Genomic DNA, 24,721 nt, shown 5'->3' on the forward strand with positions numbered 1-24,721 from the left:
AGATAGTATCCCACATCAGCACGCGAGATGCTTCGACAAGCTCAGCATGACCGCCCAATGGCCTAACGATAAAATGCAAACTGCTCAACGACGAGACACAAAATATTGTGTGTCTCTACTCCGTTCTTGAATCAGGATAAAATCAGTATTTTCTACTAAAAAAATTGGTGGTCTCTTGTAAGTTGCCCGCAATCAGCTAATTTTATTAGCTGATTGCGGGCTTTTGCGTTTGGAAAAGCCCGGTTGAACTCCGCTGGTTGAGCTGCCGATAGCCCGACTGGTCCACCTTTCCAGCTTCTATCTACTCCCATGCTAGTTGATTTACGCATCAAAAATTACGCTCTCATCGAGCAATTGCAGTTACAGCCTTCGGCCCTGCTGAATATCATCACCGGCGAAACCGGGGCCGGCAAATCCATCATGCTTGGGGCCATTGGGCTGCTGCTCGGCAACCGCGCCGATTCTAAAATGCTTTTCGACACGGAGAAAAAGTGCGTGATTGAAGGGCAGTTTGATATTAGCGGCTACCAGTTGCAGGATATCTTCGAGGCCGAAGACTTAGATTATGACGCGCAGTGCATCCTGCGGCGCGAGATTAGTCCGGCCGGTAAGTCGCGGGCGTTTGTGAACGACACGCCCGTGACGCTAGACGCCCTGCGCAAGATCGGGGCAAACCTGATGGACATCCACTCCCAGCACGATACGTTGCTGCTCGGCGACGCGGTGTTTCAGCTTAACCTGCTCGACCTATACGCCGGCCTGGTGCCTACCCGTGCCCAGTACGGCACCGCCTACCGCCAGTACCGCAAGCTGGAAGCCGACCTCAAGAGCGTGGAAAGTCAGATAGCACAGGCTAATAAAGAACTGGATTATAATAGCTTTCTGCTGAACGAGCTGGAAGAGGCTCGCCTCGATACCGAAGACCAAGAGGCAATGGAGCAGGAAATAAAGCAGCTGGAGCACGCCGAGGAAATCAAGTTCAAGCTGACGCAGGCCTTGCAGGCCCTTTCCGAAAGCGAGTACTGCGCCACCGGCAGCATGAAAGAGGCGTCTAGTCTGCTCGGGCAGGTATCAGCCTACGCCGATGTGTTTCAGGACCTGAAAGCGCGCCTCGACAGCTGCCTGATTGAGCTGCACGACATCTCTGACGAGGTGGAAACTGCCGAGCGTCGCACCGAGGGCGACCCGGCCCGCATCGACGAGCTACAAGGTCGCCTCACTACCCTCTACAATTTGCAGCGCAAACACCAAGTGCGCGACCTGCCCGCCCTACTGGAAGTGCGCGAGGAACTGCGCCAGAAGGTGGGCTCGGTGCTGAACCTGGACAAGGAAATCAGCCGCTTGCGTAGGGATACCGAAGGAGCGTTGGCAACCGTCACGCGCCGTGCTACGCAACTCTCAGAGCAACGCCAACGCAGCTTCCCCAAGTTTCAGAAGGAGCTGGCGGCCCTGCTCGCCGACCTAGGTATGCCCAACTCGCGCATTGTGGTGCAGCATAGTGTGGGCCAACCTACCACCAGCGGCATCGATGTGGTGAGTATCCTGTTCACGGCCAACAAGGGCGCCCAGCCGCAAACCTTGAGCAAAGCTGCCTCGGGTGGTGAGTTTTCGCGCTTGATGCTGTGCATCAAGTACATGCTGGCCGACAAAACGGCCCTACCCACCATCGTATTCGACGAAATCGACACGGGTATCAGCGGAGAAATTGCGGTGAAGGTAGGCCGCATGATGCAGCAAATGGCGAAGAAGCACCAGCTCATTGCTATTTCGCACTTGCCACAGATGGCCGCGGCCGGCGACGCGCACTACTTTGTGTACAAGGAAGACCGCGCCGACCGCACCATCAGCCGCATCCGCGAACTAACGTTGCAGGAGCGTATCAGCGAAATCGCGCAGATGATTTCCGGTGCCAACCCCAGCGAATACGCCTTCCAAAGCGCCCGCGAGCTACTAGCCATGCGCGGCGAGGAGTTGGTGGGGTAAGCGGTGAAATGGTGAGATTGTGAAATGGTGAGTTTTATGTTCGGGCGATGCATATGGCACATATTGCGCAAATTGCGCCCTCAGAACGCAGACTCACCATTTCACAATCTCACCATTTCACTTCATGCCTAATCTACTCGCTGGCAAAGTCGGTATCATCTCCGGCGCCCTCAACGAAAAATCAATTGCCTGGAAAGTGGCCCAGAAAGCCCACGCCGAGGGCGCCCGCTTCGTGCTGACCAACGCCCCACTGGCCATGCGCATGGGCGAAATCAACGCTTTGGCAGAGGAATGCAACGCTCCCATCATTGCGGCCGATGCTACCTCGGTAGAGGACCTGGAAAAGCTGTTCTCGGGTGCGCAGGAGCAGCTGGGCGGCAAGATTGACTTCGTGCTGCACTCCATCGGCATGTCGCCGAACATCCGCAAGGGCAAGCACTACGGCGAGCTGAACTACGATTGGTTCCAGAAGACGCTGGACATCTCGGCGCTGTCGCTGCACAAGATGCTGCACGTGGCCGAGAAGCAGGACGCCCTCAACGAGTGGGGCTCGGTGGTGGCCCTGTCGTATATTGCCGCCCAGCGTGCCTTCCTCGATTACACGGATATGTCGCAGGCGAAGGCGGTGCTCGAAAGCATTGCCCGCAGCTACGGCCAGCGCCTGGGTAAGCAGAAAAAAGTACGTGTAAATACCGTGTCGCAGTCGCCTACCAAGACCACGGCCGGCGCCGGTATCAGCGGTTTCGACGCATTCTACGACTACGCCGACAAACTTTCGCCCCTCGGCAACGCCCCCGCCGAAGCCTGCGCCGACTACTGCATCTCGCTGTTCTCGGACCTCACGCGCTACGTGACCATGCAAAACCTCATGCACGACGGCGGCTTCAGCACCACCGGCATCTCGGAGGAAATGGTGGAAGTGCTGACGAAGGCCAACTTGTAAGTGGTTATTGTTTATGCAAAAAGCCTGGCCGGATGGTCAGGCTTTTTTGTTTATGTATCTTACATTACTTATTTTAGATATAAATGATAAGAGAAAATTGTATTTATTTATTTTTATAGAATTATGGATATAAATAATTAGGCGAAGTGCTTACATAAAATAGTATACGGCTGCTATGCGTGGGTTTTCTTCAAAATAAAAATTGCGTACAATGGCACAGAATGTACAAAAGATGCAGTGGCAATTGATTGTAACAATATTTGCTTCATTATTCGTGTCAAACGTCTATGCTCAAACGCCACCCACAAATAAATATGACACTTCCTCTTATCCGGAAGACCGAAAAGCCATTGAGGCGCTGAGCAGGAAAAACGATAATACCAGATTCAACAACGATGACTATATAGCAGTTGGGCCAGAGGGAAGGATATCTTACGGATATAGTGAATGGGAAAAAGGCTTCAAAGAAGCGGGAGCAACCTTTAAGTCTGCTAAGCCCGTTCCTGGTAGCACAATTCTCCGAATTTATAATGGAGATGCAGCAGTGAAGAACTTTGTGTTAGATGTTATTTTTGATACAAAGAAGGGAGATTTCCCAATAAGGGTTGTTCGAACAGAAACGTATATTAAGCAGAATGGCAAATGGTATTTTGTTGCCGGGCAAGGAACAAGAGTCTTGTCAAAGGAAGAATATGACGAACATATGAAGCAGTAAGTACTTATTGTTGCTATAACTAAGGTGGAGTGATTTTTTAGTTTGTCTACTTAATAAATAAGGATTATATTTTAGCTCGCTAGTAGCGCCGATTGCAGTGAATGGAATATTAGTTCTTCTCTTTTTTATTTTCAGTAGTTAAGCTCTGAGCTGATACGTTTTATAATCCCAGGTTGAAACAAAAGTGCCTTCAACCGCTAAGTAATGCGTAAGACGGCTGCTCTTTGCTGAATGCGCAGTGTAATGGAATGATGTTCCGTTCTGCCCTACCCCTCATACAACGGCGCAGCCGGTAGCTGAAACACGCCGTGCAATGCCTGCTTGGCGGCGTGGTAGCCACACATGCCGTGCACGCCGCCGCCGGGAGGGGTAGCCGAGGAACATAGGTAGAGGCCTTTGGCAGACGTGCGGTAGGGAGAAGCCCGCAGGGCCGGACGCGTGAAGAGCTGGCCGATGTCTAGCACCCCGCCGTTGATGTCGCCGCCCACGTAGTTAGGGTTGTGGGCTTCCATCTGGGCCGTATCGAAGGTGTGGCGGCCGATGATCCGGTCGCGGAAGCCGGGGGCGAAGCGCTCCACCTGCTGCTCGATGGCGGCCGTCATGTCGATGCAGGAGCCGTTGGGCACGTGGCAGTAGGCCCAGGCCGTGTGCTTGCCGGCCGGGGCGCGGGTAGGGTCGAAGAGGCTTTGCTGGGCCAGCAGCACAAATGGCCGCGTGACGTGGTGGCCCTGGGCCGTGGCCCGCTCGCCGGCAATAATTTCCTCGCGGGTGCCTCCGATATGAATGGTACCAGCCTGGCGGCACTCGGCAGCCGTAAAGGGAATCGGCGCATCCAGGGCCCAATCTACCTTAAATACGCCCATACCGTAGCGGTAGCGTCGCAGCTGCCACTGATACACCGCCGAAAGGCTGTGGCCAGCAATCTGCAACAGCTGCTTGGGCGTTACGTCGAGCAGCACGGTGCGGGCATGGGGCAATTGGTCGAGGGAACGTACGAACGTGCCGGTTTCTACCGTGCCGCCCAGCGCCCGGAAGTGTGCCACCAGCGCATCAGCAATGGATTGTGAGCCGCCTTGGGGTAGGGGCCAGCCGCCGCGGTGGGCTGCTATCAACAGCACCAAACCAATGGCCGAGGTAGTAAGGTTGCTAAGTGGCTGAATGGCGTGAGCAGCCATACCAGCAAATAAGCCCCGCGCTTCTTTCTGCTGAAAATAGCTGGTGAGCACAGAGGCCGGCAGCATGGCCGGCGCACCAAACTGCGCCATCTGGATGGGGTGTTTGGGCAGGTGCAAGGGCGCCAGTACATCATTGGCAATGGCGGGCCAGTTGGCTATCAGCGGCTCTAGGAGCTGGCGGTAGCGCTGTTCGTCTTGGCCCAGGTGGCGGGCCGTATCGGCCAGGGAATTAAACGCGGCGGCGGCCGTGCCCCCATCGAAGGGATGGGCCGCAGCTACGGGCGGGGTGATGTAGGTAAGCCCGTATTGCGCGAGGGGTAGGGTTTGAAAAAACGGAGAAGCAACAGCCAGCGGATGAATGGCCGAGCAAATGTCGTGGCGGAAGCCGGGGAGCGTGAGCTCGGCCGTGCGCAGGCCACCGCCCAGTTGGTCCTTTCCTTCAATTAGCAGCACCGACAAGCCGGCTTGCTGAAGCGTAATGGCGGCCGCCAAACCGTTGGGGCCGGAGCCAACTACCACGGCATCGTATCTGGAATCGGGCATACGTGTATTAGGATGAAATTGTGGTACGGCGGTAGTTAAATGGCTGGCGCGGGGCTGTGCCCCGTGTCTATTACGAGTAGGCCTCTGGCCTGCATTCGCTTGCGTCAACTTGTGCAAACAGCTCAGGCCAGAGGCCTGCTCGTAGTAGACGCGGGGCACAGCCCCGCGCCAGCACAAAGGTTAGGGAGAACGGCAGCGGAAGGATGCAAAATACTGCGTTTGGCAACGTTCCCGTAGAAAAATGCAGCACCCGGCTTGGGAAAGGTAGGGTAAACCGGTAGTATGTACTTCGTCCTACCTATCTCCCACCCATGAATCATCCGCTGTTCCGGCTCGCGGGAGCCATGTTGCTGCTAGCGTTGCTGGCCTTTGGGCCGCCCAAAAAGAACATTACCGTGTATCTGGTCGGCGACTCTACCATATCCATCAAGGAGCGCAAGGCCTACCCCGAAACGGGTTGGGGTATGCCCTTTACGGTGTTTTTCGACGAAACCGTTACCGTCGACAACCGGGCGCAAAACGGACGTAGCACGAAAACCTTCCTCACCGAAAACCGCTGGCAGCCCGTGGCAGCCGCGCTCAAAGAAGGCGACTACGTGTTCATACAGTTCGGTCACAACGACGAGGTGCCGACGAAAAAAAGCTACACACCCGAGGCCGATTACCGAGCCAACTTGGTGCGCTTCGTCCAGGAAACCCGCGCCCACAAGGCCACTCCTGTGCTGCTCACGCCGGTAGCGCGTCGCAAGTTCAACGATGCCGGAAAGATTGAAGGTACGCACGATACCTACTCGGCGTTGGTGCGGACCATTGCGCAGGAGCAAAAAGTGGCGTTCATTGATCTGGACCGCGAAAGCCAGACGCTGTTGCAGCAGTTTGGGGTGGAAAACAGCAAGTTGCTATTTAACCACCTGGCACCCGGCGAGCACCCCAACTACCCCGATGGCCGCGAGGATAACACGCACTTCTCGGAGCTGGGCGCCCGCAAAATGGCCGAACTGGTTTTGTCCGATATCCGTGCGCTAAAGCTGGAGCTGGCTGACCGCGTTGTGCAGCGCGAGTCCAAGAAGACCGTGGATGCGCAAGCACGGTAGGGATATATACTTAGTAAGTAAAGACCACAGCATGTCATATATAAAGAGCATTGGCCTTCTGCTTTTAGTAGGGCTGCTCGCCTTCCAGCTGCCGCCTACCCACAAAACCACGGTGTACCTAATTGGTGATTCTACCATCGCCCAGAAAATACCGCAGACCTTCCCGGAAACAGGCTGGGGGATGCCGCTGCCTACCTTCTTCGATTCGACCATTGTAGTGGCCAACCATGCCAAAAATGGCCGTAGCACGCGCACGTTTTTGGCCGAAAACCGCTGGCAGCCCATTGTAGATGCCTTGCAGCCCGGCGACTACGTGTTCATCCAGTTCGGGCACAACGACGAGGCCGAGAATTATCCAGACCGCTACACCCCAGTAGCCGACTACCGTAAAAACCTGTTGAAGTTTGTGGCTGAAACGCGCCGCAAACAGGCGTATCCGGTGCTGATTACGCCCGTCACGCGCCTCAAATTTGTGGGCGGCAAGCAGCAGGAAACGCACGTGGCCTACTCAGCTGCCACTACGGAAGTGGCAACGGGGCAAAAAGTGCCGTTGATTGATTTGGACAAACTAAGCCGGGAGCTGTTGCAGCAGTTTGGGGAAGCGAACAGCAAGCTGCTCTTCCTGCAACTCGCGCCTGGCGACCATCCCAACTACCCCTACGGCCGCCAGGACAATACACACTTTTCGGAGCTGGGTGCCCGCAAAATGGCGCAACTGGTTGTGAACGAGCTGAAAACGCAACACTCGCCGCTAGCCGACCACCTTGCCCGACCCCTACCCAAAAACGCCGTGCCGCCCACCAAGGGCCCCGATGCCCAGCCCACTACCCCATGAAGCATCTGATTTTCTTGTTCTGTCTGCTCAATATATTGCTCACACAGCGTGCCTTCGGGTACGATTTTGTGGTGGCGCAGGATGGCAGCGGACAGTTCCGCACGGTGCAAGCCGCCATTGATGCCGTGCCTGATTTTCGGAAGAAAGTCACCACGATTTTTATCAAGAAAGGCACTTATAAGGAGAAGCTGGTGCTAGCCGGTACCAAAAACCTGGTGCATTTGATAGGCGAAGATGCCCGCGCCACCATTCTTACCTACGACGACTACAACCAGAAAAAGAACCGCTTTGGGGAGGACAAAGGCACCTCGGGCTCGGCCAGTATCTACATCTTCGGCACCGACTTTTCGGCCGAAAATCTGACGTTTCAAAACTCATCGGGACCGGTGGGGCAGGCGGTAGCCGTGTGGGTGGCCGGCGATAAAGCCCGATTTAAGAGTTGCCGGTTTCTGGGGTTTCAGGATACGCTCTACACCTATGGCTACGGCAGTCGGCAGTACTACCAGGATTGCTACATCGAGGGCACTACGGATTTTATCTTCGGCTCCAGCACGGCGTGGTTTGAGCGGTGCGAGATTTTCTGCAAGAAAGGCGGCTCCTTCGTCACGGCTGCTTCTACTCCCGATACCACGCGCTACGGCTACGTGCTCAATCACTGTCGCTTAACCGGCAACGCGCCGGCCAACAGCTACGCCCTGGGCCGCCCCTGGCGTCCCTACGCCAAAACCGTGTACCTGCACTGCGAGTTAGGCAGCTTTATTAAGCCCGAAGGCTGGGACCCCTGGGGCAAGGAGGAAAACAAGCGCACGGCCTACTACGCCGAGTACCAAAACACTGGCCCCGGTGCCGCGCCCAAGCAGCGCGTGCCATGGGCGCATCTACTCACAGAGCAAGAGGCGCAGCAGTACACCCTGGCTACTGTGCTACGCGGCTGGGACCCTACCCAGGAGTAAGGCCGATTTATCACGAAGGGGTAACGAGAGATAGAGCTTCCGCAAAGTGAGAACTGGTCGACCACTAGCGCTGTGCTGAACTCGCTCCGGTGGTCGAGCAGTTCTCGTTTTGTGTAGTTCCGGTAGAATAAGGGGTTTGTTGACGGTTAAAATACTCTACTGCGTCTTTTCGACTGAAACAAAGGGCAGTCTGGTTAAATAGGGTAGGCGGGTGAGGTCGACCTTTGCAAGGTCAATCAACCAACACCAGTTTCTTATGAAAGCGGTTAGAATTCATGCCTTTGGCGGACCTGAGGTTCTGCAACTAGAAGAAGTGGCGCGGCCGACACCGGCACCCGACGAAATCCTCCTAAAAGTGTATGCCAGCGGCGTTAACCCCGTAGACTGGGTGGTGCGTGAAGGCGGTAACGATGCGCTACGGGCCTACCTGACCCTACCCATGACGCTGGGCTGGGATGCTGCGGGCGTAGTAGAAGCGGTAGGCAGCGAGGTGACGGGGTTTCAGCAAGGCGATGCAGTATACGGCGAGCCAAGCTTTCCTGGCAATGGCAGCTACGCCGAATACTGCGTGGCCAAAGCCAGCCAGTTTGCTCGCAAACCCGAAAGTCTCAACTTCAATGAGGCAGCGGGCGTGCCTTTGGCCGGCCTCACAGCCTGGACGGCTCTCTTCGAGCACGGTAAGCTACAGCCCGGTCAACGGGTTCTGATTCAGGGTGCTTCGGGTGGGGTAGGTAGTTTCGCGGTGCAGTTTGCCAAGGCCAAGGGGGCGTACGTCATTGGTGCCGCTTCGGCCAGCAACCTGGACTACCTCCGGCAGCTGGGCGCCGACGAGGTGCTTGACTACCGAGGCCAACCCCTGGGAGAATCGGTACGCGATGTGGACTTGGTGCTGGAGGCCTCGCCCCTGCGCAATAACGCCGAGCGGCTGAAAGCCGTGGCCGTATTAAAGAAAGGCGGTATTTTCGTCAGTGTCAACGTTGATTTTCCCTTTGATGAGGCGGTGCAGACGGCACTGGACCGGCAACAGGCCACGGGCGAGCTATCGAACAACCAGCCCCGGCAGGAGTGGCTGGAGGAAATGGCTGGGCTAATTGACGCGGGTAAAGTCAAAGTGCTGATCAACAAAGTGTTTTCGCTGGCGGAAGTGGCCGATGCCCACCGCGAAAGTCAAACCTGGCACGTACGGGGCAAGCTGGTGCTGGCCATTCGTCAGGAAAACGGCGAACTGCTATGAGGCGATTTCGCACAATAAGCGAGTTTCACGAGTTTGTGCAGCTGCCCAAGCCCCAGCATCCGCTGTTTAGCGTGGTGGATGTGGGCACCGTGCCGCACCGCTACGGTGAGGAGCCAACGAGTATGGTCTTCGACTTCTACTCCATTTCGGTCAAGCGCATGCACAATGTCCACGTCAAATACGGGCAGCATTCGTTTGATTTCAACGAAGGCATCCTCTCGTTTATGGCGCCCAACCAGGTGTTTAGTATGGCAGTGGCTGATCCGGAAGAAGCAGTGGAAAAATCGGGGTGGGTGGTGTATATGCACCCCGATTTCATCTGGAATACCTCGCTCGCTAACACCATCCGGCAGTACGATTTCTGGGATTATTCGCTTAAAGAGGCCCTGTTTCTATCTGCTAAAGAGGAGGCAACTATTTTGAGTCTTCTGCTCGCCATTGAGCAGGAATACGCTGCTTCCATCGACCAGTTCAGCAAGCCGATTATCGTGTCGCATCTGGAAAGCCTGTTGCACTACGCAGACCGATTTTACCACCGCCAGTTTCTCACCCGCGAAAAGGCCAACCACGAGGTGCTCGAACGGTTGGAAACCTTGCTGCAAGAACACTTCAATGGTACTAATGTGCTGGGACAGGGTTTGCCAACCGTGCACTACGTGGCCGATTGTCTGCACCTTTCGCCCAAGTATCTAAGCAACCTGTTGCGTTCCGTGACCGGGCAAAACACCCAGCAGCACATTCACGCCAGGCTGATAGCCAAAGCCAAGGAAAAGTTAGCAACTACTACCCTGAGCGTCAGCGAAATTGCCTATGAGTTAGGCTTCGAGCATTTGCAGTCGTTCAGCAAGCTGTTCAAAACCAAAACCAATATGTCGCCGCTGGAATTCAGAGCCTCTTTCATCTGACTACAACCCCAGCCCCAACTGCCGCCCTACCATATCGGCCTCCGTTTCCAGCCCCGACAACGAAACGCCCAGCAGGCGCACGCCTTTGGGCAGGGGTAGGAGGGCCGTGAGCAGCTCGTGGCTGATGCGCGCCACCGTGGCTACGTCGGTGAGGGGAGTAGAAAAACTGCGCGAGCGAGTAATCTGCTGAAAATCGGCGTATTTCACCTTCAGCGTGACGGTGCGGCCACGCAGGCCGGTTCGTTCGCAGTGCGTCCACACTTTTTCCAGGCAGGGTTGCAGGTGCTCGGTGAGGTCGGGTAGGGCAGTAAGGTCGTGGGGGAAAGTGGTTTCGGCGCCGATGGATTTGCGCACCCGGTCGGCCACCACGGGGCGGTGGTCCTGCGCCCGTGCAATGGCAAAGTAGTGCGAGCCGGCCTTGCCAAAGTGCTGCCGCAGAAAGGCTTCCGACTGCTGGCGCAAATCCCAACCCGTGCGGATACCCAACTGCTCCATGCGCGCCGCCGTTACGCGCCCGATGCCGTGGAACTGCCCCACGGCTAGCTGCTCCACAAACGCCAGTCCCTCGTGCGGCCGAATTACGAACTGGCCATTGGGCTTGCGGTAATCGGAGGCCAGCTTTGCCAGAAACTTATTATAGGAAATGCCCGCCGAGGCCGTGAGCTGCGTTTTTGCTAGAATCTGCGCCCGTATTTCCTCCGCGATGCGCGTGGCCGATGGAATGTTCGGCCGGTTCTGGGTCACATCAAGGTAGGCCTCATCCAGCGAAAGCGGCTCAATCAACTCCGTATACTCGGCAAAGATGGCGTGTATCTGCCGCGACACACCTTTATATACCTCAAAGCGCGGCGGCACAAACAGCAGTTCCGGGCACAGCCGCCGTGCCGTGGTGGCGGGCATAGCCGAGCGCACGCCAAACTGCCGCGCTTCGTAGCTGGCGGCCGCCACTACGCCACGCTCGCGGGCGCCACCTACCGCCAGCGGCCGACCACGCAGCTCGGGGTTGTCGCGCTGCTCCACCGACGCGTAAAAGGCGTCCATATCGAGGTGGATGATCTTGCGGGTTTCGGGCTCCGGTGGGGTAGGCGTCAGCACTTAACAAAGATACGGCGGGTAGGGGAGAGGAACTATCGGCGTACGGTGCAGGTTGGGCGGATAGGGCACGCAATTTTGCACCGCAGCTACCCGCTGTTCCCTCAACAGGAAGAGGTACCTTTGCCCTCCTGTTTATCCCCTTTTCTTCATGCACGCACCCAAATTCGCGGCTTCGCGCTCCTTTCACCAGGAGCTGAAGCGCCGCACCAACGCCTACTTTGCCGAGGCCGGCAAAGCCACTACAGGCGGCAACTCCCTGTTTATCAAAGCTCTGATTCTGACAACTGCCTTCGTAGCAGTGTACGTGCATCTGGTATTCCTGACGCCGCCTACCTGGCTGGCCATTGCGGAGTGCTTGTTGCTGGGTGCCATTGGAGCCGCTATTGGCTTCAACGTGATGCACGACGGCGCCCACGGCTCGTTCAGCAAAAAGCGCTGGGTAAATCAGTTTGCCGCTTTCACGCTGAACGTGATGGGCGGCAACAGCTTCATGTGGAACATGAAGCACAACCTCATCCACCACATGTACACCAACATCGACGGCGTGGACGACGACCTGGACGCGCAACCCTGGCTGCGCCTCAGCCCCGGCCAGCCGCGCCGCCGCCTGCACCGCTTCCAACACCTGTACTTCTGGTTTTTCTACGCCCTGCTGTTCATCGCCTGGATTTTCTACATGGATTACCAGAAGTATTTCCGGGGTAAAATCGGGGAAATGCCTATCAAGAAGATGAACGCGTCGGACCAGGGCGTTTTCTGGGGCTTTAAGGCGCTTCACCTGGGGCTATTTGTGGCCCTACCTATCTATATGGTAGGGTTCGTGAGCTGGCTGGTAGGCTTCCTGCTGTTCATGGCAGTAGCTGGTTTCACGCTGAGCATCGTGTTTCAGCTGGCCCATACCGTGGAACACGCCGATTTTCCGGTGCCGCACGCTACCACCAACAAGCTGGAAGACGAATGGGCTATTCACCAGATCAAGACCACGGCCAACTTCGCTACCGATAACAAAGTGCTGAGCTGGCTGGTCGGTGGCCTCAACTTCCAGGTAGAGCACCACCTGTTCCCCACCATCTCCCACGTGCACTACCCCGCTCTCAACAAGATTATCCGGCAAGTGTGCGAGGAATTCGGCATCGAATACAACGAATACCCGAAGATGCGCTATGCGGTAGCTTCGCACGTAGCCCATTTGCGCGAGTTGGGCAGGCGCTAAAAATGGCTTTATTGAGAAGGCCGCTCTACAAGGAGCGGCCTTTTTTATGAGCATGTTAAGTGAAGTATATAGTACTTTCAATAAAAAAGCTATTCAACAGAATACGAATGACTTGATAACAAATTTACGTATCTTTGCGCCCCCGCCAGGGTGGTGGGCCGGCGCTTTAGCGCTGTGTATCAAGCAAAAACGCGATTCGGAGGCGGGCCCTGCGCCGAACGTGTACACGAGGGCCACTAGCTAATATGGCAGAAGTAGTAGACAACTTCGACTGGGACAACGTCGGAGCCAACAGCTTCGGCGGTAACTATTCCGCAGAGGAGCGCACCCGGATGGAGGAAATGTACAGCGACACGCTGACGACCGTCCAGGAAGAAGAAGTAGTGAAAGGCGTAGTGGTAGGCATCACCGACCGCGACGTTATCTTGAACATTGGCTTCAAGTCCGACGGACTGGTGCCGGTGTCGGAATTCCGTGACCTGCCCGACCTGAAGCCCGGCGACGAGGTGGAAGTGTTCATTGAGGAGCAGGAAAACGCAAATGGTCAGCTGATCCTGTCGCGCAAGAAGGCGAAGATCAAGCAGGCTTGGAAAGCTATTTACGATGCCCTGGAGAATGACACCATTCTGGAAGGCGTAGTAAAGCGTCGCACCAAAGGTGGTCTGATCATGGACCTGGACGGCGTAGAAGCCTTCCTACCCGGCTCGCAAATTGACGTGAAGCCTATCCGTGACTTCGACATCTATGTAGGTCGTCGCATGGAAGTGAAAGTGGTGAAAATCAACGCTGCTTTCGACAACGTGGTAGTTTCGCACAAAGTCCTGATCGAGAAAGACCTCGAGAAGCAGCGCGAAGCCATCCTCAACAACCTGGAGAAAGGCCAGATCCTGGAGGGCGTTATCAAGAACATGACCAACTTCGGCGTGTTCATCGACCTCGGCGGCGTAGACGGTCTGCTGCACATCACCGACATCTCGTGGGGCCGCATTGCACATCCTTCGGAAGTGCTGCAACTCGACCAGAAGTTGAACGTGGTAGTACTGGACTTCGACGAAGCCAAGAAGCGTATTTCGCTGGGCCTGAAGCAGCTGACCCCGCACCCATGGGATTCGCTGCCCGAGGACATGGGCGTAGGCTCGAAAGTGAAAGGTCGCATTGTGAACGTAGCCGACTACGGCGCATTCATGGAAATCATCCCTGGCGTAGAAGGCCTCATCCACGTTTCGGAAATGAGCTGGAGCCAGCACCTGCGCAACCCGCAGGACTTCATCAAGCAGGGCGATGTGGTAGAAGCGCAGATTCTGACGCTGGACCGCGAAGACCGCAAGATGAGCTTGGGTATTAAGCAGCTGAGCGAAGACCCATGGACTCGTGGCGACTTCGCTACGAAGTACGCCGTAGGTACCAAACACAACGGCCTGGTGCGTAACCTGACCAACTTCGGCCTGTTCGTAGAACTGGAAGAAGGTGTAGACGGCCTCGTGCACGTGTCGGACCTGTCGTGGACCAAGAAGATCAAGCACCCCTCCGAAATGGTAAAGGTAGGCGACCGTCTGGACGTGCTGGTTCTGGAACTGGATGTAGCTAACCGTCGCTTGGCCCTGGGCCACAAGCAGCTGGAAGAAAACCCCTGGGATACGTTCCAGACGGTATTCACCCCTGGTTCGGTACACCGTGCTACCATCACCGAGAAGAACGATCGTGGTGCCGTGCTGGAGTTGCCCTACGGCATCGAAGGCTTCGCGTATCCTAAGTCGCTGCAGAAAGAAGACGGCTCGCAGGCTGAAAACGGCGAATCGCTCGACTTCCGCGTGGTAGAGTTCTCGAAGGACGACCGTCGCATTGTACTCTCGCACACGGCTGTATACAACCAGTCGCAGGAAGAGGAAAGCCGCGCCGCCAAGTTCAAGAAGAAGACACCGACCGCCGCTGGTGGTGCCGCTTCCACAAGCGCAGCCGACGTGAAAAAGGCTACCTCGCAGCCGGCTGAGAAGTCGACGCTGGGTGACTTGGACGCACTGAGCGCCCTGCGTGACCGGATGATGGGCTCGGAGCGTGAGGCTGGTGAGCAGAAATTGCAGGCGCAAGCCGGCAGAAAAGCTGCTCCCGCTGCTGAAGCTCCCGCCGAAGAAGAAGGCCTGGTTGCCCGCGTAACCAAAGCCGCTTCCGACGCCATCGACACCGTGACACACGCTGCCGAAGACGTAGTAGACCGCGCCAAGCACCTGCTTGACTCGGACGACGAAGCCAACACGGAAGACAAAGCGTAAGCTGACTTCTAAGCTGGAAACAGGAAGCCCCGGAGCAATCCGGGGCTTTTTTGTTCGTACTAAAACTTGCTATGATACAGAAGTTTAGTGAATAAAGGCAAGAAAAGAAGCGCTTCTGTTTGGCATAAGTCGATTATTGACGTATGTTTGCGCTCCCAATCCGGTGACGTGACCGAGTGGCTAGGTAGAGGTCTGCAAAACCTCCTACGGCGGTTCGAATCCGCCCGTCACCTCTTCCTGTTTTGCTTGCTTGCCCCGGTCGATTAGCCCCGACCGGGGCTTTTTGCGTGTAATGGGGTAGGCGGAAGCAGAAGCCGGGTACACAAGCTGTAAGCATAACTATTTTGCAAGCTCAGTAGTAAGTCTATCTTTTGAGCCGGTCCTGCGTATAGGGCGGGCATACTCCGTTTTCACCCACGCTTATCGTATGAAAATTGTCGACCTGCGCACCATGCGCGGCCCTAGCTATTGGTCCGTTAAACACACTCGCCTGATTGTCATGAAGGTTGACTTTGGGGAGTTGGCCGGCACTTGGTCGAATAGCGTGTCTGAATTACCGGACCAGTTGGCGGAGCTATTCCCAAACCTGGGTATGGCCAATCCGCACCATTCTGCCGAGGCGGCCAAGCACCCACCCCTCACCCGCGAGCAGTTGGCCGATGGCGAGCCGCTGGCCTACGTGCTGCAACACATGGCGCTGGCCTTGCAGCGCCAAGCCGGCATGCCGGTATTCTGGGGCAAGTCCTACCCTGCGCACGAAGAAGGCATGGAGATGGTGGTGTTTGCCTACCGCGAGGAGCGAGCCGGCCGCCAAGCTGCCAAATATGCAGTGGAAGTGTTGGACGCGCTGTGTAAAGGCCAATCGGTGGACCTCAAGCCGATACTGGCCGAGCTACACGATATTCGGGAGGAAGAGTATTTCGGCCCCAGCACGCAGAGCATTGTGTCGGAAGCGGCTTCTCGCAATATTCCGTATATCCAGCTGGAAAACAGCAATATTATTCAACTGGGCTACGGTGTGAACCAGAAGCGCATCTGGGCCACCACCACTACCTACACCTGCAATGCGGGCGTAGAAATTGCGGGCAATAAGAACCGCACAAAGGCGATGCTGAAAAACGCGGGCGTGCCGGTGCCCCGTGGCACAACCGTGTACTCGGAAGAGGGTTTGCGCGATGCTATTGACGAGCTGGGCTTTCCCATCGTAACCAAGCCGCTGGATGGCAACCATGGCAAAGGCGCTACCATCAAGATTCAGAACTGGGAAGATGCCGTGGTGGGCCTGAAAGCGGCGCAGGAGTATTCCCGCGCCGTGATTGTGGAGCAATTTATCGAAGGGGCCGACTTCCGATTGCTGGTAGTGAACGGTAAGCTGGTGGCTGCGGCCAAGCGCACCCCCGCCGCCGTAACCGGCAACGGCACGCACACCATTCAGCAGCTGATTGATGAGGTGAACACCGACCCCCGCCGCGGCATCGGTCACGAAAAGGTGCTCACGGCCATCAAAGCCGACAAACACACGCTGGATATTCTGGCCGCCCAGCAACTCACGCTAAATTCGGTGCTGCCCGCTGGCCAAACCATCTACCTGAAGAGCACGGCCAACATCAGCACCGGCGGCACCGCCACCGACGTGACTGACTTGGTAGACCCCTACAACGTGTTGCTGGCCGAGCGCGTGGCCGGCACCATCGGCCTCGACATCTGCGGCATCGACCTGCTCACCGACGATATTGCTGTGCCGCTCAACGAAACCCGCGGGGCAGTGATTGAGGTGAATGCCGCGCCCGGCTTCCGGATGCACATTTCGCCTACCGATGGGTTGCCGCGCAACGTGGCCGCGCCCGTGGTAGACATGCTGTTTCCGCCCGGCGTGCCTACCCGCATCCCCATCATTGCCGTAACGGGCACCAACGGTAAGACTACTACCACGCGCCTGATTGCCCACATGGTGGCCTCAAAGGGATATAAGGTAGGCTTCACGACCACGGATGGTATTTATATTCAAGGCGTGCAGCTCCAGAAAGGCGACTGCACCGGCGGACAAAGCGCCGAGTTTGTGCTGCGGGACCCCACCGTGAATTATGCGGTGCTGGAAACCGCCCGCGGCGGTATGCTGCGCTCCGGTCTGGGCTTCCACTCCTGCGACATTGCCGTGGTTACCAACGTAGCCGCCGACCACCTGGGTCTGCGGGATATTTATACCGTGGAGGAAATGGCTGCTGTGAAGGGCGTGCTACCCCGCACGGTGCGTAAAAATGGTTGGGCCGTGCTGAATGGCGATGACGACCTGGTATACCAGATGGGCCACAAGCTCGACTGCCGTGTGGCCTACTTCAGCATGGATGAGAACAACCCGCGCATTCTGGAGCACGTGGAGGATGGCGGTGTGGCGGCGGTGTACGAGGAAGGCTACATCACCATCTACAAAAACAGCTACAAGCTGCGCATTGATCGGGCCGTGGAGTTTCCGGTGACGTTTGGGGGTAGGGCCGGCTTCAACATCGAGAACAGCCTGGCGGCGGCGCTGGCTGGCTATCTGGCTGGCTTCGATAAGGACGACATCAAAACGGCGCTACGCACGTTTGTGCCCTCGGCCAGCAAAACGCCGGGCCGCATGAACGTGTTTAAGTATCCGCAGTTTGAGGTGATTGTAGACTATGCCCACAACACGGCGGGTATCACGAAATTTGCGGATTTCCTGAACGCTACCGAAGCCACGCACAAGGTAGGCATCGTGTCGGGGCTGGGCGACCGGCGGGAGGAGGATACACTGGGCTTCGCACGCATCGCCGGGCAGATTTTCGATGAAGTGATTCTGCGCCAGGACCGTGACCTGCGCGGCAAAACCGCCGAGGAACTGCGCGAGCTAATGACGCGTGGCCTACAGCTGGACAAGCCCGAGATTCCCATCACCTACATCGAAAACGAGCTGGACGCCATCGACCACGCCTTGCGCACCGCCCGCCCCGGTTCCGTGGTGTGCATCTTCACCGAAAACATCAGCGGTACCATCAAAAAGCTGGAGGACCATCAATAACCTGAACCACGGATTCGCTCGGATTTTTCGGATTACACGGATTTTGTAGTCGACTTCCAAATCCCCACAAAACAGAAAGAGCTTGCCATGTGGCAAGCTCTTTCTGTATAAATACGTCTACAAAATCCGCGTAATCCGAAAAATCCGAGCGAATCCGTGGTTCAGATTACTTCAGTGTGAACGTGGTTTTACCGATCATCACGCCACCCGAGTACAGCTCCACGGTGTGCAAACCAGTTTTATAGGGTGCGCCTTTAGCGTACAGGAATTGCACGGGCTGACGGGTATTGTCGAACACGATGTCCTGCTTGGCGGTGTAGAACGCCTCCGAGCCATCGACCATGAACGTGCCACCGCCGGTGCTCAGGTTATACAGCGCCGAGCCGTCGGGCTCGATCAGGCGCATCATGATTTGCTTGGTTTCCTTGGGCGCCACGTCGTTGCGGGCCAGGTTGAACGTAACTTTTACTTTCTCTACCCGCTTGGCTTTGAACTCGTTGTCGTCGTCGTCCTTCTCCTTGTTACGGCCGTTGATGATGCCTACCCGGATGTTGTCGGCTTGCAGGCGGGAGGCTACTTCCACTTTCTGCGACAGCTCCTGGTTGGAGCGCACCACCGTGGAGATGGTGTCGGTGAGCTTGTTCTGCCGCTCTTTCAGGGTAGTGGTTTCGGTGTAGAGGGCTTCGTTATCAGCCTTCAACTGAGCAATTTCCTCGTCTTTTTTGCGCAGCTGGTTCTCAAAGTTGGCGGCGCGCTCCTTGAAACGGCGCTGCTCGGCAATAGAGAAGCTACCCTTGCGGAAAGAGCGCAGCTTCAGCAAATCGGCGTTGATGGCAGCAATACGAGCTTCCAGCGAGTCGTTGGCCAGGCCCATGCCCTGTACTTCCTGACTCTGACGCTCAAAATCGGCTTTCAGGGTTTCGTACTCTTTGATTTGCTGTTCCAGCTTGGTGTCTTTCTCTTTGACGGTGGCTGTCAGCTGCTCGTTTTGCTTGCCTTTCTGCTGATTCAGGTAGAACAAAAAGCCGTTGATGCCCAGCAGCACCAGAAAAAGGGCCACGAATAGCCAGACGCGGTTGTTGTTTTTAGGTTCAGGGTTTTGATTCGGTTCCATGTAGTGGGAGGGTTAAATGATACCCGGCAGATGCGGGTAGGACTAGTACCTTTGTGCACAAAAATAAAGGGATTGTGCACGTGCGCAAGTCCAAGGGTAAATCGGACAGGAAGATGCAACCTACGCAAAAGCTGGATGCCAGCTACTGGCAGGGCCGCTACGAGGCCCACCAAACCGGCTGGGACGCGGGCCAGATAACGCCGCCATTGCGCGATTATTTTGTGCAGTTGTCTGGGCCGAATGCCCGCCGCATCCTCATTCCGGGCGCCGGGCGGGGCTACGAGGCCGAGTATCTACACGGCCAGGGCTACCCCCAGGTGTGGGTGGCCGACGTAGCGCCCGACGCCCTGGCGGCGCTGCAAACCCGCGTGCCCGACTTCCCGGCGGAGCACTTGCTATTGCAGGATTTTTTCGCCCTCACGCCCGCCGAGCCGTTCGATTTGCTGGTAGAGCAAACGTTCTTCTGTGCCCTCGACCCCGCCCAGCGCCCCGCCTACGCCCGGCAGAGCGCCGCGCTGCTGCGCCCCGGCGGCAAGCTAATGGGGTTGCTGTTTGATACGGAATTCTCGCAACCCGGCCCACCTTTTGGGGGTAGCGCCGCGGAGTACCGTGCCTATTTCGAGCCGTACTTTGATTTCGTGCATTTCGCGCCGGCCTACAATTCGCTGAAACCCCGGCAGGGTAGGGAGTTGTTTATCTGTCTGCGTCGGAAAACGGAGGTTAAGCTGTAGCTTGCGTTTCTCACTCTCTACCCTCATTTTTTGTCTGACCAGCCAGTAGCCCCGCGGCGCCGGCCCCTACCTCGCTTCTATGTTTGCCCAACTCGCCAACGCTCTCCCGCATTTCCGCAATACCAATTCCGGTCAGTTTTTTCTGATGGCTGGTCCCTGTGTTATCGAGGGCGAAGACATGGCCCTGCGCATTGCCGAGCGCATCAAGCACATCACCGATAAGCTCCAGATTCCCTACATTTTCAAGGGTTCCTACCGCAAGGCCAACCGCAGCCGCTTGGATTCCTTTACCGGCATCGGCGACGAAACGGCCCTGCGCATCCTGCAAAAGGTAGGGCGCGAAATTGGCGTGCCTACCGTGACGGACATCCATGAAACCACCGAGGCTGCCTTCGCCGCCGAGTACGTAGACGTACTGCAAATCCCGGCTTTCTTGTGCCGCCAGACCGATTTGCTGATTGCTGCCGCCAAAACCGGCAAAGTGGTGAACGTGAAGAAAGGCCAGTTCCTGAGCGGCGACGCCATGCAGTTTGCCGTGGACAAGGTGCGGCAGTCCGGCAACGAGCACGTGATTCTAACGGAGCGCGGCAACTCCTTCGGCTACTCCGATCTGGTAGTAGATTTCCGCAACCTGCCAGCCATGCAGCAGTTTGGCGTGCCCGTGGTGATGGACGTGACCCACTCCTTGCAAAAGCCCAACCAGAGCAGCGGCGTGACGGGTGGGCAGCCGGCCCTCATCGAAACCATTGCCAAAGCCGCCATTGCCGTGGGCGCCGATGGCCTGTTCATCGAAACGCACCCCACCCCCGCCACCGCCAAATCGGACGGGGCCAACATGCTGCCCCTGGACCAGCTGGAAGGCCTGCTCACGCGCCTAACGGCCTTGCGTCAGGCACTGCAGGATACGGGTAGCATCGAGGCGCTGCCGGCGTAATTGGATAGGAGCACAGTAGAACGAGTCATGCTGAGCGCAGCGCAGCGGAGTCGAAGCATCTCGCGTGCTGACGTTGCATAACTAATTCAACGAAGCGAGCGAGATGCTTCGACTCCGCTGCGCTGCGCTCAGCATGACCCGTTCTACTCTATCCCCTCGTATCTTTCTCCCGCATCTCTATTATCTGACTCTCCTCCATGAAACAATTTTTTAAGTATGTGCTGGCTACCCTCACGGGGCTGGTACTGTTTGGTATACTGAGCTTTGTGCTGGTAATAGGAGCATTGATTGCACTGGCTAGCTCCGCCGATAAGGAGGTGACGGTGGCCAGCAACTCGGTGCTGGAAATCAAGCTGGACAAGCCCCTGGCCGAGCGCGAAAGCCGCAGCTCCCTGGCCTCGCTCATCAGCTCGCAGGCCGATGATATTGGTCTGGAGCAGGTGAAAGAGGCCATTGGCCGCGCCAAGGACGACGGCGACATCAAGGGCATTCTGCTGAACGTGGAGTTGGTGCAGGGCGGCATGGCCTCGTTGGAGGAAATCCGCGACGCGCTGCTGGACTTCAAGAAGTCGGGCAAATTCATCGTGTCGTATGCCGATGCGCAGTCGGAAAAGAGCTACTACCTGGCATCGGTGGCCAACCGCATCTATCTCAATCCGCAGGGCACGCTGGAGTTCAATGGCCTCAGCTCGGAGACGTATTATTACAAAAACCTGTTCGACAAGCTGGGCGTGGAGCCCTATATCTTCCGGGTAGGCTCGTTTAAGAGCGCCGTGGAGCCGTATTTCCGCACCAGCATGTCGGATTCGGCGCGGCTGCAAACGTCGTCGTTCCTGAACTCGCTCAACGACTATATGCTGGGCCACGTGGCCACCGCGCGCCACATTCCGGGGCCGCGCCTCAAGGTCATCAGCGACTCGATGCTGGTGCACAACGCCGACGACGCCAAGCGCCTCGGCCTGGTAACGCACCTGGGCTACTACGACCAAGCTACCGACTACATCAAAGGCAAGGTAGGCGTAGCGAAAGACAAAAAGCTGAGTACTATTGACCTGAGCGACTACGCCAAAAACAGCGAGGACGAAACGCTGGGCGACAACCGTATTGCCGTTATCTACGCCGAGGGCGACATCGTGACCGGTAAAGGCGGTAGCAGCAGCATTGGCAGCACGCGCTTCGCCGAGGCCATTCGCAAAGCCCGCATGGATGATAAGGTGAAGGCCGTGGTGCTGCGCGTGAACTCGCCCGGTGGCTCCTCGTTGGCCTCGGATATTATTTACCGCGAGGTGGTACTGACGAAGAAGGTGAAGCCCATTATCTGCTCCATGTCGGACGTGGCGGCCTCGGGCGGCTACTTCATTGCCATGGCCTGCGACACGATTGTGGCTCACCCCAACACCATCACGGGTAGCATCGGCGTGTTTGGCGTGTTGCCGAACATCGGGCCGTTCCTGAGCGACAAAATCGGGGTGACGACGGACCGCGTGAAAACGGGCGAATTCTCGGATATTCCCACCATCACACGTCCGCTCACAGCCTACGAGAAGCAGCAGCTACAACAGGAGGTAGACCGCATCTACGCCGATTTTACCACCAAAGCCGCCCAGGGCCGCCACATGCCCGTAGAGCGCCTGCGCCGCCTGGCGTCGGGTAGGGTGTGGTCGGGTAGCGAGGCCAAGGCCCGCGGCCTGGTCGACGTACTGGGCTCTATGGACGACGCCCTACGCATTGCCGCCCGCCGCGCCAACCTGAAAGAAGGCGACTATTCCTTGCAACGCCTACCCCGCCAGAAAACCTTCTTGGAAAGCACCTTCAGCAGCCTGAACGAGGAAGTGCGCCTGCGCATGGTGAAACAGGAAATGGGCACGCTCTACCCCCTATACGAGCAGTATAATAAGCTCATCCAGATGCGCGGCGTGCAGGCCCGCATGCCGTTTGAGATGACAATTGAGTAACGATTAATTGCATCTGTCATCCTGAGCTTGCGAAGGACCTTTTCACAGTAGAACGAGTCGTTGGTACGACAACTGTTCAACGTGAGAAGGTCCTTCGCAAGCTCAGGATGACAGATAATTTTACAGTTCAACCCACCCCCATGCAACACCTCCGCGAAGCCACTGCCTACCTCCAAGCCCGCTTAGACGACTTTCAACCCGAATTCGGCATCATCCTCGGCACCGGCTTGGGCGGACTCGTTCAGGAAATTGACGTGCAGCACACGTTTTCCTACGCCGATATTCCGCACTTTCCGGTGTCGACGGTGGAAAGTCACTCGGGCAAGCTGCTGGCGGGCACGCTGGCGGGTAGGCGGGTGCTGGTGATGCAGGGACGCTTCCACTTCTACGAGGGCTACTCCATGGAGCAAGTGGTGTTTCCGGTGCGCGTGCTGAAGCTGCTGGGTATTCGGAAGCTGTTTGTGAGCAACGCCGGCGGCGGCCTCAACCCCGACTACAACTACGCCGACCTCATGCTGATTGAGGACCACATCAACCTGCAACCCACCAACCCGCTCATCGGCAAAAACCTGGACGAGCTGGGTCCGCGCTTCCCCGACATGCTGGAGCCCTATGACCTAGGCCTGCTGGCCCTGGCCGAAAAAGCCGCTCAGGACCTGGGCTTTGCCGATAAAGTGCGGCGCGGTGTGTACGCCTCCCTACCCGGCCCCATGCTGGAAACGCCCGCCGAGTATCGCTACCTACGCACCATCGGGGCCGATGGGGTAGGCATGAGCACCGTACCAGAGGTTATTGCCGCCGTGCACATGCAGTTGCCTGTACTGGCCATATCCGTCATCACCGATTTGTGCGCGCCTGGCAAGCTCAAGCGCGTGCAATTGGCTGATATTCTGCGCGTAGCCGCTGATGCGGAGCCACGGCTTACCGTGTTGCTGAAAGCGGTGGTGGAGCAGTGTTGAGTAAGTGAGGTGGTGAGATAGTGAAATGGTGAGTTTGACGTTCTGTCATCCTAAGCTTGCGAAGGACCTTATGCCCGTAGAACGATTATCGTAACACCTACACGTTCAACGTGATAAGGTCCTTCGCAAGCTCAGGATGACAGAACGTCAAACTCACCATTTCACTATCTCACCACCTCACCTTATTCCCGCAGAATAACACTCTGCCGCTGCACGCTCAGGACCGTGAATACCCCAATGCCGCCCGTTACGGTTGATTTTACGCCCGATGGCTGCGCGAAGGGGTTGTTGTTGGCACTGCGTGCGTCCTGCACCGATTGCAGGAAGTTGTAGTAAGGCGTGTCGAGGTGGAAGAGGCTGACGATGAGCGTGTCGTTGGGGTTAAACTCGTAGGACGTGCCCAGCGTGATACTCTGGCCATCGGTGAGGCGGTCTTGCACGATGTATTCCACTTCTGGTTCGCGGAGAAGGGAGCGGCGGTGCACCATAAAACGGTAGGCGTCGCCGAGGCCGGCAGGGTCCTGAAAGGTGTTGAGAATGTACGCTTTGCGCTGGTTGCCAGTTTCGTTGTTGAAGCGCCACTCTACCTTCTGGATTGGTACAGTGGCAGGCATAGTGGCCGTGCCGGTGAGGCGCCTACCTTGCTTATCATATACTTCTAGCCCGAAGGTGTCGCCGGGGCGGGCATTCAGTCGCCGCCGACCAATGTGCGTGTAGCCTTTGCGGGTTGTGCGGTCGATGGTCGGCGCGTACGTGAGCGTGTCGCGGGTGCCATTGGGGCGGATGATGATGGCTGTCGCATCATCCACTAGAGGTAGCAGCGCATCGGCTAGGTAGGGCTGCGTTTCGGTCACAGTTAGGCGAGGCACCACGTTGGGCTCCAGATACGCCTCCACCACCAACTGCGACGGCCCAAAGGGCAGATCCACATCAATATCTTGTTGCAGGCTGCCGCAGCCGGCCAGCAGGGTAGGAGAGAAGAGGCTCAGCAACAGCCAGGCAGCAGGTCGGCGGCGGAAACAGCGCATCA

19 protein-coding genes and 1 tRNA gene are annotated in these 24,721 nt (G+C 57.0%); 16 read left to right on the forward strand and 4 right to left on the reverse strand.

Annotation, left to right across the window (positions count from 1 at the left end; genetic code table 11):
- The first annotated feature begins 309 nt into the window (after positions 1 to 309).
- The 3 genes from recN (at position 310) to H8B15_RS12360 (ending at position 3,641) form a co-directional block, all read left to right on the forward strand.
- A complete protein-coding gene (gene recN / locus H8B15_RS12350; RefSeq protein WP_187320003.1) occupies positions 310 to 1,983 on the forward strand; it encodes a DNA repair protein RecN in 1,674 nt (557 codons plus the stop codon).
- A 124-nt stretch (positions 1,984 to 2,107) separates the two neighbouring features.
- Positions 2,108 to 2,926 (forward strand): enoyl-ACP reductase FabI, encoded by an 819-nt coding sequence (locus H8B15_RS12355; RefSeq protein ID WP_187320004.1) that lies wholly within the window; start codon positions 2,108 to 2,110, stop codon positions 2,924 to 2,926.
- 211 nt (positions 2,927 to 3,137) lie between these two features.
- Positions 3,138 to 3,641, forward strand: a complete 504-nt coding sequence (locus H8B15_RS12360; protein WP_187320005.1) for a hypothetical protein — start codon at positions 3,138 to 3,140, stop codon at positions 3,639 to 3,641.
- A 266-nt stretch (positions 3,642 to 3,907) separates the two neighbouring features.
- Here the strand turns inward: H8B15_RS12360 and H8B15_RS12365 are convergent, their stop codons facing one another.
- Positions 3,908 to 5,359, reverse strand: coding sequence for a phytoene desaturase family protein (locus H8B15_RS12365; protein ID WP_187320006.1), 1,452 nt, complete (start codon positions 5,357 to 5,359; stop codon positions 3,908 to 3,910).
- A 311-nt stretch (positions 5,360 to 5,670) separates the two neighbouring features.
- On the opposite strand from H8B15_RS12365, the gene H8B15_RS12370 reads away from it, so the two are divergent.
- The 5 genes from H8B15_RS12370 (at position 5,671) to H8B15_RS12390 (ending at position 10,380) form a co-directional block, all read left to right on the forward strand.
- The gene (locus H8B15_RS12370; RefSeq protein WP_187320007.1) at positions 5,671 to 6,453 is read left to right on the forward strand and encodes a rhamnogalacturonan acetylesterase; all 783 of its coding nucleotides are present in this window, start codon (positions 5,671 to 5,673) and stop codon (positions 6,451 to 6,453) included.
- Between the two features lie 31 nt (positions 6,454 to 6,484).
- The gene (locus tag H8B15_RS12375; RefSeq protein ID WP_187320008.1) at positions 6,485 to 7,288 is read left to right on the forward strand and encodes a rhamnogalacturonan acetylesterase; all 804 of its coding nucleotides are present in this window, start codon (positions 6,485 to 6,487) and stop codon (positions 7,286 to 7,288) included.
- Positions 7,285 to 8,241 carry a pectinesterase family protein gene (locus H8B15_RS12380; RefSeq protein WP_187320009.1) on the forward strand — a complete coding sequence of 319 codons (957 nt, stop codon included), beginning with the start codon at positions 7,285 to 7,287 and terminating at the stop codon, positions 8,239 to 8,241. The genes H8B15_RS12375 and H8B15_RS12380 overlap by 4 nt, the downstream gene beginning before the upstream one ends.
- Before the next feature lie 256 nt (positions 8,242 to 8,497).
- Positions 8,498 to 9,475, forward strand: coding sequence for an NADP-dependent oxidoreductase (locus H8B15_RS12385; protein WP_187320010.1), 978 nt, complete (start codon positions 8,498 to 8,500; stop codon positions 9,473 to 9,475).
- Complete coding sequence (locus H8B15_RS12390; RefSeq protein WP_187320011.1) at positions 9,472 to 10,380, forward strand: helix-turn-helix domain-containing protein; 909 nt, start codon at positions 9,472 to 9,474, stop codon at positions 10,378 to 10,380. Before H8B15_RS12385 ends, H8B15_RS12390 begins: the two co-directional genes overlap by 4 nt.
- Here the strand turns inward: H8B15_RS12390 and dinB are convergent, their stop codons facing one another.
- Positions 10,381 to 11,421 carry a DNA polymerase IV gene (gene dinB, locus H8B15_RS12395; protein WP_187320127.1) on the reverse strand — a complete coding sequence of 347 codons (1,041 nt, stop codon included), beginning with the start codon at positions 11,419 to 11,421 and terminating at the stop codon, positions 10,381 to 10,383. It abuts the gene before it with no gap.
- A gap of 202 nt (positions 11,422 to 11,623) precedes the next feature.
- Here dinB and H8B15_RS12400 point away from each other — a divergent pair, with 202 nt between their 5' ends.
- From H8B15_RS12400 to cphA, 4 genes are all read left to right on the forward strand, one after another.
- On the forward strand, positions 11,624 to 12,688 hold the full coding sequence (locus H8B15_RS12400) for a fatty acid desaturase family protein (protein ID WP_187320012.1): 1,065 nt from the start codon (positions 11,624 to 11,626) through the stop codon (positions 12,686 to 12,688).
- A 245-nt stretch (positions 12,689 to 12,933) separates the two neighbouring features.
- On the forward strand, positions 12,934 to 14,958 hold the full coding sequence (gene rpsA, locus H8B15_RS12405) for a 30S ribosomal protein S1 (protein WP_246455443.1): 2,025 nt from the start codon (positions 12,934 to 12,936) through the stop codon (positions 14,956 to 14,958).
- Between the two features lie 162 nt (positions 14,959 to 15,120).
- Positions 15,121 to 15,191 (forward strand) — tRNA-Cys (locus H8B15_RS12410).
- Between the two features lie 194 nt (positions 15,192 to 15,385).
- Positions 15,386 to 17,998 (forward strand): cyanophycin synthetase, encoded by a 2,613-nt coding sequence (gene cphA, locus H8B15_RS12415; protein WP_187320013.1) that lies wholly within the window; start codon positions 15,386 to 15,388, stop codon positions 17,996 to 17,998.
- A gap of 166 nt (positions 17,999 to 18,164) precedes the next feature.
- Here cphA and H8B15_RS12420 read toward each other — a convergent pair whose 3' ends face one another.
- Positions 18,165 to 19,112 carry a hypothetical protein gene (locus tag H8B15_RS12420; RefSeq protein ID WP_187320014.1) on the reverse strand — a complete coding sequence of 316 codons (948 nt, stop codon included), beginning with the start codon at positions 19,110 to 19,112 and terminating at the stop codon, positions 18,165 to 18,167.
- A gap of 113 nt (positions 19,113 to 19,225) precedes the next feature.
- Here H8B15_RS12420 and H8B15_RS12425 point away from each other — a divergent pair, with 113 nt between their 5' ends.
- From H8B15_RS12425 to H8B15_RS12440, 4 genes are all read left to right on the forward strand, one after another.
- A complete protein-coding gene (locus H8B15_RS12425; protein ID WP_187320015.1) occupies positions 19,226 to 19,843 on the forward strand; it encodes a methyltransferase domain-containing protein in 618 nt (205 codons plus the stop codon).
- A 79-nt stretch (positions 19,844 to 19,922) separates the two neighbouring features.
- Positions 19,923 to 20,777 (forward strand): 3-deoxy-8-phosphooctulonate synthase, encoded by an 855-nt coding sequence (gene kdsA / locus H8B15_RS12430; protein WP_187320016.1) that lies wholly within the window; start codon positions 19,923 to 19,925, stop codon positions 20,775 to 20,777.
- A 197-nt stretch (positions 20,778 to 20,974) separates the two neighbouring features.
- Positions 20,975 to 22,732, forward strand: coding sequence for a signal peptide peptidase SppA (gene sppA, locus H8B15_RS12435; protein WP_187320017.1), 1,758 nt, complete (start codon positions 20,975 to 20,977; stop codon positions 22,730 to 22,732).
- Between the two features lie 140 nt (positions 22,733 to 22,872).
- Positions 22,873 to 23,691: a purine-nucleoside phosphorylase gene (locus tag H8B15_RS12440; RefSeq protein WP_187320018.1), complete on the forward strand. Its 819-nt coding sequence runs from the start codon at positions 22,873 to 22,875 to the stop codon at positions 23,689 to 23,691.
- A gap of 182 nt (positions 23,692 to 23,873) precedes the next feature.
- Here H8B15_RS12440 and H8B15_RS12445 read toward each other — a convergent pair whose 3' ends face one another.
- Positions 23,874 to 24,719: a DUF4249 domain-containing protein gene (locus H8B15_RS12445; RefSeq protein ID WP_187320019.1), complete on the reverse strand. Its 846-nt coding sequence runs from the start codon at positions 24,717 to 24,719 to the stop codon at positions 23,874 to 23,876.
- Between the last annotated feature and the right edge of the window lie 2 nt (positions 24,720 to 24,721).

Source organism: Hymenobacter citatus, assembly GCF_014333615.1.
Taxonomy (GTDB): domain Bacteria; phylum Bacteroidota; class Bacteroidia; order Cytophagales; family Hymenobacteraceae; genus Hymenobacter; species Hymenobacter citatus.